General features: G+C 64.9%; 10 protein-coding genes. 3 read left to right on the forward strand and 7 right to left on the reverse strand.

The window, feature by feature from the left end; genetic code table 11:
* Positions 1-76: 76 nt before the first annotated feature.
* From LC083_RS05415 to LC083_RS05425, 3 genes are all read right to left on the reverse strand, one after another.
* Positions 77-2,797, reverse strand: a complete 2,721-nt coding sequence (locus LC083_RS05415; protein WP_226699510.1) for a TonB-dependent receptor — start codon at positions 2,795-2,797, stop codon at positions 77-79.
* 85 nt (positions 2,798-2,882) lie between these two features.
* Entirely contained in the window at positions 2,883-5,642 is a 2,760-nt protein-coding gene (locus LC083_RS05420; RefSeq protein WP_226699511.1) for a [protein-PII] uridylyltransferase, read from the reverse strand.
* Positions 5,643-5,644: 2 nt separating this feature from the next.
* Positions 5,645-7,333, reverse strand: a complete 1,689-nt coding sequence (locus tag LC083_RS05425) for a class I adenylate-forming enzyme family protein (protein ID WP_226699512.1) — start codon at positions 7,331-7,333, stop codon at positions 5,645-5,647.
* Between the two features lie 173 nt (positions 7,334-7,506).
* Here LC083_RS05425 and lgt point away from each other — a divergent pair, with 173 nt between their 5' ends.
* The 3 genes from lgt (at position 7,507) to LC083_RS05440 (ending at position 9,938) form a co-directional block, all read left to right on the forward strand.
* Positions 7,507-8,406: a prolipoprotein diacylglyceryl transferase gene (lgt, locus tag LC083_RS05430; RefSeq protein ID WP_226699513.1), complete on the forward strand. Its 900-nt coding sequence runs from the start codon at positions 7,507-7,509 to the stop codon at positions 8,404-8,406.
* The gene (locus LC083_RS05435) at positions 8,403-9,458 is read left to right on the forward strand and encodes a class I SAM-dependent methyltransferase (protein WP_226699514.1); all 1,056 of its coding nucleotides are present in this window, start codon (positions 8,403-8,405) and stop codon (positions 9,456-9,458) included. The genes lgt and LC083_RS05435 overlap by 4 nt, the downstream gene beginning before the upstream one ends.
* Positions 9,459-9,524: 66 nt before the next feature.
* Positions 9,525-9,938 (forward strand): DUF2147 domain-containing protein, encoded by a 414-nt coding sequence (locus tag LC083_RS05440; RefSeq protein WP_226699515.1) that lies wholly within the window; start codon positions 9,525-9,527, stop codon positions 9,936-9,938.
* Between the two features lies 1 nt (position 9,939).
* On the opposite strand, the gene LC083_RS05445 is transcribed toward LC083_RS05440, so the two are convergent.
* Genes LC083_RS05445 through LC083_RS05460 form a run of 4 tightly spaced genes read right to left on the reverse strand, consistent with a single transcriptional unit; the run spans position 9,940 to position 14,281 of the window.
* Entirely contained in the window at positions 9,940-11,478 is a 1,539-nt protein-coding gene (locus LC083_RS05445) for an ABC transporter permease/substrate-binding protein (protein ID WP_226699516.1), read from the reverse strand.
* Positions 11,475-12,242, reverse strand: coding sequence for an ATP-binding cassette domain-containing protein (locus LC083_RS05450; RefSeq protein ID WP_226699517.1), 768 nt, complete (start codon positions 12,240-12,242; stop codon positions 11,475-11,477). Before LC083_RS05450 ends, LC083_RS05445 begins: the two co-directional genes overlap by 4 nt.
* Positions 12,239-12,715 carry a hypothetical protein gene (locus LC083_RS05455; protein ID WP_226699518.1) on the reverse strand — a complete coding sequence of 159 codons (477 nt, stop codon included), beginning with the start codon at positions 12,713-12,715 and terminating at the stop codon, positions 12,239-12,241. The genes LC083_RS05450 and LC083_RS05455 overlap by 4 nt, the downstream gene beginning before the upstream one ends.
* 45 nt (positions 12,716-12,760) lie before the next feature.
* Entirely contained in the window at positions 12,761-14,281 is a 1,521-nt protein-coding gene (locus LC083_RS05460) for a sensor histidine kinase (protein WP_226699519.1), read from the reverse strand.
* Between the last annotated feature and the right edge of the window lie 146 nt (positions 14,282-14,427).

The following is a 14,427-nucleotide window of genomic DNA, read 5'->3' on the forward strand; positions in this document are numbered from 1 at the left end:
TCCATAGCCTGCCAAAGGGAAAGGGCGCCGCCTTCCGGCAGCGCCCTTCCTTTTCTTGCCGTGACCGGCGCCGAGTTTAGAACTTGGCCTTGACCGTGACACCGTAGGTGCGCGGCTCGGCGAGGAACGCCGAGTAGGTCTGCTGCGGTGCGACGAACGGGGTGTTGAACGCGACCTGCGTGTAGTCGACGTCGAACATGTTCTGCACCCAGCCCTCGATCGAGAAGCGGTCGGCGATATTGGTCAGGCCGATGCGGCCGTTGACCAGGATATAGCCGTCCTGTTCCTTGCCGTAGAGCAGGTCGGAACCGGTGTTGTAGTCGCTGGTCATGCGGGCATTGATGAAGAACAGGCCCTCCATGCCGCTGTCGCCGATCGGCGGGGTCCAGGTCAGCGAGCTGGTGCCAACCCATGCCGGTGCGTTCGACATGTTGTCGCCGGGCAGCAGGCGCAGCGCCGGATCGAGCGGAGCGCCCGCATCGCTACCAACCACATCGTCGGCAAAGCGCGTGTCGGCGTGGGTGATGCCCATGGTCATGGTGAGGTCGCGGATCGGGCTGAGCGAGGCTTCGAATTCGAAGCCCTGCGAAACCACACCCGGGCTCACATCGTCCGCAGCGCAGGCACCGGTGGCAGCGCTCGCGTCGCGATCACCGCCACTCAGGCTGGTGGAGCAGCCATTGATGTTCTGCACCAGGTAGACCGAGCCGTTGAAGGTGTTCAGCTGGAAGTTGCTGAACTCCTGGCGGAACGCGGCAAGGCTGACGCCCCAGCGACGACCCGAGTACTTCATGCCGATTTCATAGGCATCGACGGTTTCTTCGTCGAACTGCAGCGAGGCGGGGCTAATGTTGGCGACACGGAAGGTCACCGGGTTGCCCAGCGCCGAGCGGTCGAGGTTGAAGCCGCCGGCCTTGTAGCCGCGCGAGTACGAACCGTAGACCAGCAGGTCGTCGACCGGCTTCCAGCTCAGGATGGCCGTACCCGTCAGCTTGTCCTCGTCACGCGAGTCCGAAAGGGACACGCCGTCGAGTTCGGCAGTCGAGTTGCCCTGGCAGGACAGTGCGATGAGACCGCCTGCAAGGCCGGCGAGCGGCGTCGTCAGGAAGCTCGACAGCAGCGCGCGGTTCTGCGGGCAGATCACGTTGTCGTTGCTGAAGGTCGCGTCGAAGTCCTTGGTTTCGCTGGTGTAGCGAAGGCCCAGGGTCAGATCGAGGGTATCGGTGATGTGGAAGATGTTGTGCGTGAAGACGGCGAAGTTCTCGCTCGTCTGGTTGTACACATCCCCCGTACCGCCGAGGTCGTTGACGTTCGACAGGTTGGTGATGCCGGCCAGGATCGCCGGGGTGGCTGCGCCGAAGGCACCGGCACCGCCGTTTGCAGCCTGCAGCGCACCGCGGCCGAAGGCACCAAGGCAGTCCTGTGCCGCCGGGTTGACCAGCGCCGGGTTGATGGCGAGCGCGATACGGCAGCTCACGAAAGTGCCGTAGTCATTGCCGAAGCGCAGATTGTCGCGCGTCTGCAGGTCTTCGTTCGCGTAGTAGGCGCCGACCAGCCAGTCGAGCTTGTCGTTGAAGGCGGTGCCGTTGAGGCGGAATTCCTGCGTGAAGGTCGCGAACTCGCGCGCACCGGCATTGTCGCCCGGAGCGCGGTAGAGAATGTCGACCGTCGTGTAGTCGGTGTCCGAAGCCTGCGTGTTCGAATATTCGCGGTAAGCGGTGATCGAAGTCAGGTTCACATTGCCGAGCGACCAGTTGAGTTCGCCCGAGATACCGTAATCCTCGGTCTCGCCGTCATAGCTGCGACCGGCGGTCGGGTAGATATTGCGGTCGAAGGTCGACTGCGACAGGGCGCGCGGATCCTGGCCGAGGCCGAGCAGTACGTTGACGATCGGGTTGCTCGTGCTGGTCAGCGCAGGCGATGCTCCGACCGGCTTCGCGAACGGGTCGAGGCCCGGCGAAACACGTGCGAACTGGGCGAAATCGGGCTGCACGAAGGTCGCAGCACAGCAAGCTTCGTCCTTCTTGGAATAGTCGCCGATCAGGCGGAAGCTGACGTCGTCGTTCGGCTCGAACAGAACCTGCGCGCGAACGAGGTAACGGTCGCGGTTGTTGACGTCGGTGTCGTTGGTGACGTCGGTGTAGAAGCCGTCACGCTGGAACCAGACACCGTCGATACGGGCTGCAACGCTGTCCGACAGCGGGGCGTTGACACCGCCTTCGAAACGCAGCGCGTTGTAGTTGCCGAAGCTGGCGCTGGCATGACCTTCGAACGCGAAGCTGGGCGGCGCGGTGAAGATGTTGAGCATGCCGGCCGAGGAGTTACGGCCGCCGAGCGTGCCCTGCGGGCCGCGCAGGATTTCGATGCGGTCGAGCGGGCCGAGTTCCGACAGGGCGTTACCCGAACGCGAACGGTAGACGCCGTCGACGAACACGGCGACCGAGCTTTCGAGGCCCGGGTTGTCGCCCACGGTGCCGATACCGCGGATACGCGCCGAACCGTTGGCTTCGTTACCGGTCGAGGAAACGAGCAGCGACGGGGCGACCTGGTTCAGTTCGCGGATGTCGGTGGTGCCGGAGTTTTCCAGCGTTTCGGCCGAAACTGCCGAAATTGCCACGGGGACGTCTGCCAGTTCCTGGGCACGGCCCTGGGCGGTAACGATGATTACCGGCGTATCCGCTTCGACATCACCGCTGTCCGCAGCGTCGGCGGATTGGGCAAAAGCCGTCTGCGGGGCAAGTGCAAGACCTGCACCCATGAAAGCAAGCGTGCGCAACGAAACTGATGTTTTCCTCATGGGAAGACCTCTCCTCTGTGTTTCTCTCGAAATTTTGGATGGCGAATAGGTATGCAAAACGCAACTATCAAACGTCAAACGGCTGTCAGGCGTCTTCCAACCGTGCCTGCATTGCATCACTTGCCGCTTCGACGAGGCGCGCCTCGATAGTGTTCAAACGCTCCCCTTCCACCAGCTTGCCGCCTGTAAGATCAGTGACATAGAAGGTATCTGCGGCCCGTTCGCCATAATTGGTGATGTGTGCGGAATGCACCACCAGGCGGTTTTCGAACAACACCCTTGCAAGCCGGTTGAGCAGCGCCGGCCGGTCGCGGGCATTGACCTCGATCACGGTGAAGCGGTTGGACGCCTTGTGGTCGAACAGGACACGCGGGCTCACATCGAAGGCGCGCGAGCGACTGTGTGGCAGGGGACGCTGGGCAAGTTTCGGGGCCAGATCAATCCGGTTCGCCAGCGCATCGGCGATGGTCGTCTCGATCCTTTTCAGCTGCGAAGCTTCCCGGAACGGCGCGCCGTGCGGGTCCTGGACGAGAAAGTTGTCGAGCGCCCAGCCGTTCCGCGTCGTATGGATGCGGGCATCGATGATGTTCCCGCCGGCCAGGTGGATGCCGCCGGCAATGCGGTAGAACAGCCCCGGATGGTCTGCGGCGATGACCGTGACGAGCGTTGCGCCGCGCGCCTCGTAATATTCGCAGTGGACCGACAGGGGGCGCTCGATCTCGCGCGCTGCCGCGTAGTGAACCAGGTTCAGGGCGATGATATCGACGGGCTCTGCAATCCAGTAGGAATCGTCGAAAGTCGCCGAAAGCTCCTCGATCAGGCCCGCCTTGTCGCCCAGCATTTCGGCAGCCTGCGCCTTCTTCGCGGCAACCTTTTCCTTGCGGCCATGGCGCATGTGACCAAGACGCAAACGCTCCGACGCCGTATCGTAAAGCTCGCCCAGCAGCTGCCCCTTCCAGCTGTTCCACGTGCCCGGCCCGACCGCGCGAATATCGACGGCAGTGAGGATGGCGAGATGGCGCAAGCGCTCCGTGCTCTGGACCTGGCCGACGAAATCCTCGATCGTCTTGGGGTCCGTGAGATCGCGCTTTTGCGCGACATGGCTCATCAGCAGGTGATTGAGCACCAGCCACGCGACTAGCTCGGTCTCATTCTCGTTAAGGCCGAAGCGCGGACACAGCTCGCGCGCCACTTCTGCGCCGAGGATGGAATGGTCCCCCTTGCGGCCCTTGGCGATGTCGTGAAGCAGCGCAGCGACATAGGCGACCCTGCGCGAATTGACCTTGTGGATGAGGCGGGTTGCGCGCGGATGGTCCGCTTTCAGCTCGCCCTTCTCGATCTGGCTCAGCAGGCCGATGGCGCGAATGGTGTGCTCGTCCACCGTGTAGTGGTGGTACATGTCGAACTGCATCTGCGCGTTGACCTTGCCGAAATCGGGCACGAAGCGGCCGAACACGCCGGCCTCGTTCATCCAGCGCAGGACCGTTTCGGGATCGTTCCGGCCGCTCAGCAGGTCGAGAAAGAGGGCGTTGGCGCGCGGGTCTTCGCGCACGGCATTGTCGATCAGCTTCGCATCGCGCGACGCCTGTCGCATGGTTTCGGGGTGGATTTCGAGGTTTTCAGCCTCGGCGACCTGGAAGATCTCGACCAGCCGGACCGGGTCCTTGCGGAAGTAATCGTCCGAGGGTGCCGCGATACGCCCGCCGAAGACGCGATAGCCCTTGAGGACGCGCGGCTTCTGCCGGAACGTCGCGAAAAAGCCGCTGCGCGCGGCGCGTTGGGCCAGATCGTCCTCGATATGGGCGAGGAAGACGCCGGTCAGGCTGCCCACCCGCTTCGCCTGCAGGAAATAGAACTGCATGAACCGTTCGACCGCGCTCTTGCCCGGGCGATCGGCGAAATTCATCCGCTCCGCCACGCGCCGCTGAAGATCGAAGGTGAGCCGGTCGTCCGCGCGGCCGGTCAGGATATGCATGTGGCAGCGCACGGCAAGCAGGAACCGCTCCGCCCGGCGGAAAGTGCGGTATTCATTGTCGGTCATCAGGCCGACATCGACCAGTTCCGACGCACTGCGCACACGGTGGAGGAACTTGCCGATCCAGTAGAGCGTCTGGAGATCGCGCAAGCCCCCCTTGCCGTCCTTGACGTTGGGTTCGACGACATAGCGGCTGTCGCCCATACGGCGGTGGCGCGCGTTGCGTTCTTCCAGCTTCTGGCTGAGGAAGGCGCGTTCGTTCCCCTTAACCACCTCGGCGGTGAAGCGGCGCTCGCCCTCTTCATAAAGGTCGCGGTCGCCCCAGACATAGCGCCCTTCGAGCAGCGCGGTCCGGATGGTGAGATCGTCTTTTGCAAGGCGGATCGCCTCGTCCAGCGTGCGGGTCGAATGGCCGACCTTGAGGCCGAGGTCCCACAACAGGTAGAGCATCGCCTCCACCACCTGTTCGCACCAGGCGTTGCGCCGCTCGCCCACCAGGAAGGCGATATCGACGTCGGAATGGGGTGCCATTTCGGCGCGGCCGTATCCGCCCACCGCCATGATCGCCAGCCGCTCGCCCGAAGAGCGGTTCGGCGCAGGATAAACGAAGCGCGTCACATATTCGTGGATCACGCGGACCAGCTGGTCGACGAGGAAGGAGTACCCGCCCGCGATGGCATGACCCGCAGACGGGCGCGCCGTCAGCCGAGCTTCCATTTCGGCCCGCCCGGCATCCAGCGCTTCCTTCAGCGCGGCAACGACTTCGCCGCGCGCCTTTGCGCCCCGCTCGCCGGCCAGCGCCTCGATCCGCGAGGCAAGCGCCCGTCGGTCGATGATTGCGCGCTGGTCCGGGATCCGGGGCTCGCCCAAGCCTAGAGGAGCTCCTTGGCGAAGGTCGCCTTGACCGTGCGCTTGTCCACCTTCTGCGTGCCTAGACGCGGGAGGTGGTCGGCCGAACGGAACACGTGCGCGGGGATCTTGAAGGCCGCGATGTGCTCGGCAAGGAATTCGCGCAAATCGTCGGGCGTCAAATCCTTGCCCGGGTGGGTCATGTAGACCGCCGCCGGGATTTCACCGAAGCGTTCGTCCGGCACGCCGAAGACGCTGCATTCGGCCACTGCTTCATGCGCGTAGATGGCTTCTTCCACCTCGATGCAGGAGATGTTCTCGCCGCCGCGGATGATGATGTCCTTCTTGCGGTCGACGATGAAGAGGTAACCGTCCTCGTCGACGTAGCCGAGGTCGCCGGTGCGGAAATAGGCATCGTCGGTATAGGCCGACTTGGTCGCGTCCTCGTTCTTCCAGTAGCCGAGGAAATTGCACACCGAGCGGATGCAGACCTCGCCCACTGCGCCCGACGCCAGCTTGTTCCCATCATCGTCGAGGATGGCGAGATCGACCAGCGGCTTTGATGCCATGCCGGTCGAACCGGGCTTGGCGATGTAGTTCTCGTTGAGATTGCCGCAGCCCACCGCATTGGTTTCGGTGAGGCCGTAGCCTAGCAGGGGGAAGCCTTCGGGGAAGGCGTCCTTGATCTTCTTCACGTGTTCGGGCGGCCGCGGCGAGCCGCCGGCAGCAAAGCTCTTGCAGCTCGACAGGTCGAACTGGTCGCGCTCGGGATGGGTGGCCATTTCATAGCTCATCAGCGGGACGCCGACGAAATAGGTGACCTTTTCCTCGTCGAGCAGGCGAAGCGCTTCGCGCGCGTCCCACTTGGGCATGAGAACCAGCTTGCGCCCTAGGGCGAAGCTCTGGAGGAACAGCGGGATTTCGCCGGTGACGTGGAACAGCGGCACGGCGACCAGCGCGGACGGCTGGACAGTCGGGGCTTCCCCGCGCTCGGTCAGGATCTGCAGGATCATGGCGGTCTGCGCGACATAGTTCATCGTGCCCGACACGACGCCGAGGTGATCCGAATAGGCGCCCTTGGGATGGCCGGTCGAACCCGAGGTGTAGAGGATGGTGGCAAGATCGGACGGGCCGAGTTCGCCGAGCATCTTCATCGCCGTGTCGCCATCCGCCCAGATCTCGGACAGGCCCGTAGCAGGCTCTCCGTGTCCGAAGATGACGACCTTGGCCTTGATATCCGCATCTTCCATGCGCGCGGCGCGCGGCGCGTCGGCAAGGATCAGCGAACAACCGCACAGGTCGATGCCGTAGGCGAGTTCCTCGCCCGTCCACCAGCCGTTGAGCAGCGTGGCGCAGCCGCCGGCCATGAGCGTGCCCATGTAGGCGATCATCCAGTTGGCGGAGTTGCGGGCAGCGATGCCGACCCGGTCGCCCTTCTTGACGCCGTGGAAAGTGGCGAGGCCGTGAGCGACCTTGGTCGCGGCGGCGTAGACTTCACCGAAGGTCAGGCGAAGGTCGCCATCGACCAGGAAGAGAACGTCCTTCTTCTCGTTGCAGAAGTGCGCGAAGTAATGCGCGAGGCTGGGCGGCGCATTGACGAATGCGGGCATTTCGACGCCGCGGCGTTCGACCATCTTCAGTTCGAACATCTGACCCGGGGCGGTCACGGCGGCGGTAAAACGATGGATATCCTTGTCGAGTTCGGTCGGCATGGTCGTTCGGTTTCCTCTCTCCATTTCACGCGCAAGGCGACAAATCGCTTCCCATCGCCCGATGGACGATGAAGTTGCGACGCAGGCTTTCCCCAAAACCCCTGCTATGCCAAAAGCCGCCCCGCAACGGGTCGCGCACGCGGCTTTCGACACGTCTCTAAGGGGATAAAACCTTGCTGTCACTATTGGCTGCAACTGCAGCTTCTGCCGAACCGATCCAGTGGGCGGAACTGGGCCTCAGGCCCTACCTGTTCGACATCGGCGGTTTCCAGCTGCGCTACTATTCGCTCGCCTACCTGCTCGGCATCCTGCTGGGGTACTGGCACCTGTCGAAGATGGTGAAGGCGCCCGGAAGCCCGATGGCACAGCGCCATGCGGACGATTTGTTCTTCTACTGCACGCTCGGCGTGATCCTGGGCGGAAGGCTCGGCTACGCGGCCTTCTACAAGCCCGGACTGTTCACCGGCTTCACCGCGGGCGAGTTCGTGAGCTGGGACCTGCTGCGCCTTTGGGACGGCGGGATGAGCTTCCACGGCGGGGTCATCGGCGTGCTGGTGGCAATCAGCTGGGTGGCGCTTCGCGGCGGTCTCAACTGGCTGCGGGTGTGCGACTATATCTCGGTCAACGTGCCGCTCGCCTACATGCTCGGCCGCATCGCCAATTTCATCAATGGCGAGCTTTACGGCCGCCCGGTGGAAGGCGACATTGCCTGGGCCATGGTTTTTCCGGGCGGCGGCGACGTCGCACGCCACCCCTCGCAGCTCTACCAGGCGGGCCTTGAAGGACTACTGCTCGGCATCCTCCTCATCGCGCTGTTCTGGAAGACCCGGGCGCGCTACCGCCCCGGCCTGCTGGTCGGCCTGTTCACCATCGGCATGGGCATCGGTCGCTTCGTCAGCGAGTTCTTCCGCGAACCCGATGCGCACCTTGCCTATGTGGTGGCGGAAACCGGCCTGTCGCGCGGCCAGTGGCTCAGCCTGCCCATGATCGCGGTCGGCGTGATCGTCATGATCTACGCCTTCACCCGCCAGCCGATCGGCAAGGCCAAGCCCGCCGCGCCGCAATCGGCATGAGCGCAGCCGGCGGCGAAACGCCGCTCGCGCAAAGCTTCAGACGGCTGATAGAGCGGCACGGGCCGATGCCCGTGTCGCGCTACATGGGCGAAAGCAACGCGCGCTATTACACCAGCCGCGATCCCCTGGGCGCGGGTGGCGATTTCACCACTGCGCCCGAAATCAGCCAGATGTTCGGCGAGATGGTGGGCCTGTGGTGCACCGACCTGTGGCTGCGGGCAGACCGCTCCGAGATCGCCTGGGTGGAGCTGGGCCCGGGACGCGGCACGCTCGCGCGCGATGCGCTGCGCGCCATGGTCAGCCAGGGCCTCCAGCCCGAAATCCACCTCGTGGAAGGCTCCTCGGCACTGCGCGAGAAGCAGGCCGATGCGCTGGTCGCCGCCCGCTTCCACGACACGGTCGACACGCTGCCGGACGACCGGCCGCTGGTCGTGGTCGCCAATGAATTCATCGACGCGCTTCCGATCCGGCAGCTGGTCAACACGCCCGATGGCTGGCGCGAGCGGATGGTCGCGCTGGACGATGACCGCTTCGTTTTCGCTGCCGGCCCCAATCCCATGGACGAGGCCGTTCCGCAGGACCGCCGCGATGCACCGGTGGGCACCGTCATCGAGACCTGTCCCGCAGCAGCCGCTCTGATTGGCGCGCTTGGCGAGCGGCTGCGCGACCAGGGCGGCGCAGCGCTGTTCATCGACTACGGCCATCTGGAGCCCCGCAACGGGGAAACTCTGCAGGCGCTACGCGCGCACGAGAAGGTCGGCGTGTTCGACCATCCGGGTGAAATGGACCTCACTGCCCATGTCGATTTCGCGATTTTGGCAGATATCGCACGCGGTGCAGGCCTGCAGGTGGCGAGCGCCACGCAGGGCGAGTGGTTGCTCGCCATGGGAATGGGTCTTCGCGCACAGGCGCTTGCCCGGCGCAGCCCCGATCACGCGCAGGCCGTCTCGCAGGCCTTCCACCGCCTGACTTCGGCGGACGAGATGGGCGAATTGTTCAAGGTAATGGCCTTTTCCGCACCCGGCTGGCCGCAAGTCTCTGGCTTCGGCTGAGGTTCATGCACATTCCGACAAAATAAGGTGTAACCGGCAATCGCATTCGCGCGGATGGAGAATCGCATGAGGAAAACGACCCTGGCACTCGCCGCGCTGCTTTGCGCAACTCCGCTGCTCGCGGCCCAGCCGATCGAGGGTCGCTGGATCACCGCCGAAAAGGACGCGGTGATCACCATTGGCGAGTGTGGCAGTTCGACCTGCGGACGGATCACCAAGTTCCTCGTCGCTCCGCCGCAGGGCCTCGACCAACGCGACGTGAACAATGCCGATGCGAAGCTGCGCCAGCGCAAGCTGCTCGGCATGCCGGTCCTCACCGGTTTCAGCGAAGACGCCGAACTGTGGCGCGGCCAGATCTACGATCCCAAGAGCGGCAAGACCTATCGCTCGGTAATCAGGCGCAAGGACGCAAACAGGCTGGAAGTGAAAGGCTGCATCGGGCCTTTCTGCCAGACGCAGGTCTGGACCCGCGCCCGCTGAGCTAGAGGCCGGCCTTTTCGGCCAGCCGCCGGGCGGCCTCGTCGAAGCCGAGCTTGTCCTGTTCGCGGTCGACCGAGAAATTCGCCTCGCGCATCATCTGCACGTCGATCGCGTCGATCAGCGGCTCAAGCGCAGCCACCATTGCCGTGTCGCGTGCCGCCTGCGGGCTCAGCATGAGGACGGCATCGTAATTCGGGAAGGCTCCGCGCGGATCGTCGAGTATCACCAAATTGTCCGCCGCTATGCGCCCGTCTGACGTGTAGGCCGCAATCACCTGCGCCTCGCCCGAAGAGAGCGCGCTGTACATGAAGGTCGGCGCGAAATTGCGCTCCTCCCTGAAGCGCAGGCCGTAGGCATCGCGCACGGCGAACCATTCGGGACGCTCGAAGAATTCCGGATCGCCCCCGACGGTCAGTTGCGGTGCCGTGTCGACGAGATCCTCGATGCTCTCGAGCCCAGCCATCCGGGCGGTCTCGGCGTTTACGGCGAAGCCATACGCGTTTTCGAAGCCGAGCCGCCCGAGCACGCGCATCCCGCTCGTCGCTTCTTCCCAGCGAGCTATCTCGCGATACATCTGCTCGCGCGGCGGGTTGTCCTTGCGCTTCATTTGGTTGGTCCAGATGGTGCCCGTATAATCGACATAGATGTCGATCTCGCCGCTGGCGGCCGCGCTGTGGGCCACTGCCGAACCCAGCCCGTCGCGGTATTCGACGGCGAAGCCTTCCGCTTCGAGCCGCTGGCCGATCAGGCGGGCGAGGATGTATTGTTCGGAAAAACCTTTGGCGCCGATCACGATGCGCCCTTCGTCTCTCTCGCTCCCGAACTGCGCCACCAGCGCCGCGGCAACGCCCAGCGCCACGGCCAGCATCCCGCCGAGCCAGAGACCGCGCCGCCGTTCGCGAAAACCGCGCTCAATCGTGCCCAGCAGCGTGTCCGCAAGGAGGGCGAGGCCGGCGCTGGCAAGGCACCCGGCAAGGACGAGGATCCAGTTCTGCGTCTGCAGGCCGGCAAAGATCGGGTCGCCCAGGCTCTTCTGCCCGATGGTGGTTCCCAGCGTGGCTGCACCGATGGTCCAGACGGCTGCCGTCCTGATCCCGGCCATGACATAAGGCGCGGCCAGCGGTGCCTCCACCAGGCGCAGGCGTTGCCAGAAACTCATGCCCACGCCTTCCGCCGCCTCGATCACGCCGGGATCGAGATTGGCCTGCGCGGTCACCGCATTGCGCAGGATCGGCAGCAGGGCATAAAGCGCCAGCGCGAGCAGCGCGGGCAGGAAGCCCAATGTCGGTAGCCCTTCCCCGAAAACCGCGCGAAGGCTCAGCAGGATAGGGAAGAACAGCGCCAGCAGGGCGAGCGCCGGAATTGTCTGGACGAGGCTGGCAAAGGCCAGCGACGCGCGCGAAACGGCGGGGGCACGGCTGGCCCAGACCGCCAACGGCAGCGCCACGGCTATGCCCAGCGCGATGGCCGCGGCCGACAGGATGACATGGGCGGCAAGCTGGTCGCCAAGCCCTGTGATCGCGTCGAGCAGGGCGTTCACTGCGACAGCTCCGCCAAGCGCTGCGCCTGGTGACGCGGCACCGCGACAAGCGCCTGCGCCGCCTCACCGCCTTTACCCGCAACGAGGGCAGACGGGGTCTCGTCCGCCACGATGCGGCCCGCCTCCATGACCAGCACGCGGTCGGCCAGCAGCAGGGCTTCGGTCATGTCGTGCGTGACCATGACAGTGGTCAGCCCGAGGCGGCGGTGGAGGTCGAGCACCCGTTCGCCCAGCGCGTCGCGCGTGACGGGATCGAGCGCCCCGAAAGGTTCGTCCATCAGCAGGATCGACGGCTCGCTCGCCAGGGCCCGGGCGACGCCGACGCGCTGGCGCTGCCCGCCGCTGAGTTCGTCGGGCATGCGCGTGGACAGGCCGGGGTCGAGGTCGACGAGTTCGAGCAATGCTGAAATCTGCAGCCGATTGATCGGTTCACCCGCGATACGAGGACCGATCCCGATGTTTTCCGCCACCGTCATGTGAGGGAAGAGCCCAACCGACTGGAAGACATAGCCGATGCTGCGGCGCAGGCGCGCAAGCGGCACCGAGGCGACTTCTCGCCCTTGCAGGACTACGTGCCCGGCATCGGGGTCGACCAGCCGGTTGACGGTCTTCAGCAATGTCGACTTGCCCGAACCCGAGGCACCGACCAGCGCGACGAACTGGCCTGAGGGGATTGCGAGGGTGACGGATTCGACCGCCCGCACATTGCCGAATTGCTTACGGACACCCTCGAAGGAAAGAGCCGTCTCGCCGGATTCGCTCACTGTGCGGCTTCGGCGGTTTCTGCGTCCTGCGGCGCTTCGTAGGCGACCTTTTCGAGCTGGACCCGGCGACCACCACCCGAAGTTACGATCAACTTCCCATCGTCGAGCTTGCCGGTTTCCCAGCACCTCTCGCTGACATTGTCACCTTCGGGCTGGAAACAGAGGAGGACCTGTCCTTCCTCGTCACCCGGAGCCGCTTCCAGCGACCAGCCGCCTTCCTGCCAGGGATCGCCGTTACGCAGGTCGCGGTAGCGCCCTTCAGCATCCAGATAGGTGACATAGCGGGCACCGTCCTCGGCAGAGACGCGCCAGGCCGTGCCGACGAATTCCTTCAGCTCCCTCGCCTCTTCGGCCGCTTCGGTAGAGGCCGCGACATCGGCCGGACCGTCTGCAGCTCCATCCTCTTCGGCCGCGCAGGCGGACAGAGCAAGGGCGGCGGAAAGGAGGACGGCAGAGCTGACGAGTGATTTCATGGTTTCCGGCATAACCCCTGTACCCGCCGCTGGCGACCCCTGCCCCTATCCGGCGATGGATGCCGACGGGATCTTGAGCTCGACTCTCAGGCCGTCGTCTTCGAATTCGCGGGTGAACTGGCCCGACAGCTGGCCTTCGACAGCCATGCGCAGGAGGCGCGATCCGAACCCTTCGCTCGCCTGCTCGGCCTGCGAAAAACCGTCGGACCGTTCGCGCCACGAGAGGCACACCGTGCCTTCCCCATCGCAATCGGCATTGACCCCGACCATGACCTTGCCGCCATCACGCGACAGGGCGCCGTACTTGGCGGCATTGGTCGCCAGTTCATGGATGATAAGCGCCAGCGGGGTCGCCGCGCGCGGGCCGATGGCAACGTCGCCGCCGGAAATCTCGATCCGCCCTTCACCGCCATCCTGGTAAGGTGCGAGCAGCGCATCGAGCAGCCCGACCAGATGCTCTTTCCGGCTCGGCGATGCCGGCTGGACGTAGTCGTGCGCCTTGCCGAGCGCGCGAATGGTCGTCGACAGGGCTTCGGCGTAATCCGCCACGGTTTCCTTGCCGCGCGAGTGGAGGGTCACGAGGCCGGAGACCACTGCGAAGATGTTCTTGATCCGGTGCGACAGCTCTTTCGCCAGGAGGTCGCGCATTTCGGAAGTGCGGTGCGCCTCGTCGATGTCGATGACGGTCCCGAACCAGCGGCGTCCGCCCGGCTCCCCATCCACCGGCATGGCGCGGCTCAGCACCCAGCGATAGCTGCCGTCTGCCTGCCGCAGCCGCCACTCGTCGTTGAACAGCCGCTCCTCGCTGAAAGCCTTGTCCCAGCTGGAGCGGCTGCGGGCATAGTCATCGGGGTGGATGAAGTCCGCCCAGTCGTCCGCCGTGCGCGGCGGTTCGCGGCCCGTGACCTCTTTCCAGCGCGCGCTGAACATGTCGAAATTGCCCGCGTGATCGACCGACCAGGCAATCCCCGGTACCGAATCGAGCATATGCTGCAATTCGCGCTGCCGCGCCTCCAGCGCCGCGATGGCAGCGCGGTCCTGCCGCTGGATCAGCAGGCGCTGCATGACACTTGCCGCCAGCACTTCCAGCCCTTCGCGCTGCAGCTCGCTCAGCCCTTCGCGCGGCACCGTGTCGATGATGCAGAGCGAGCCGAGCGGCGCACCCTCGCTCGAGATGAGCGGGGCACCGGCATAGAACCGGATGTGCGGCGCACCCGTGACCAGCGGGTTACTGCTGAAGCGCGGATCCAGCATCGCGTCGGGCACGATCATCGTCGCATCGCCGAGCATTGCATGGGCGCAGAAACTGGTCGGCCGCGGAGTTTCCCCCACCTCCAGCCCCTGCTTTGCGAGGAACCGCTGGCGCTCCTCCTCTACCAGCGAAACGAGCGCGATCGGCGCTTCGCATAGCGAGGCGGCGAACTGGACGATGCGCGACAATTCCGGTGCGCCTTCAAGCGCATCGAGGCCATAGGACGCCATGATGGCAAGCCGGTCCTCTTCCCCGCACACGGCAGAGTTCGGGCTGGCGCCGCTGGGCCAGGGAAGGCGGGGTCGATAAGCCATTGTATCCGTGACGTTCTAAATAAAGCCATCCGGGGCAGAGTCCAGTTCGGTAACTCGGGCGCAGCTTGCCCCACCAAGCGGTTTGCCCGACCGCCATTCCTTCGCTATCGCGCGCGGCAAGAGAATGCCCCAACAGAGGGCAAGCA

Source organism: Qipengyuania gaetbuli, from assembly GCF_020524765.1.
In the GTDB taxonomy this organism is placed as follows: Bacteria; Pseudomonadota; Alphaproteobacteria; order Sphingomonadales; family Sphingomonadaceae; genus Qipengyuania; species Qipengyuania gaetbuli_A.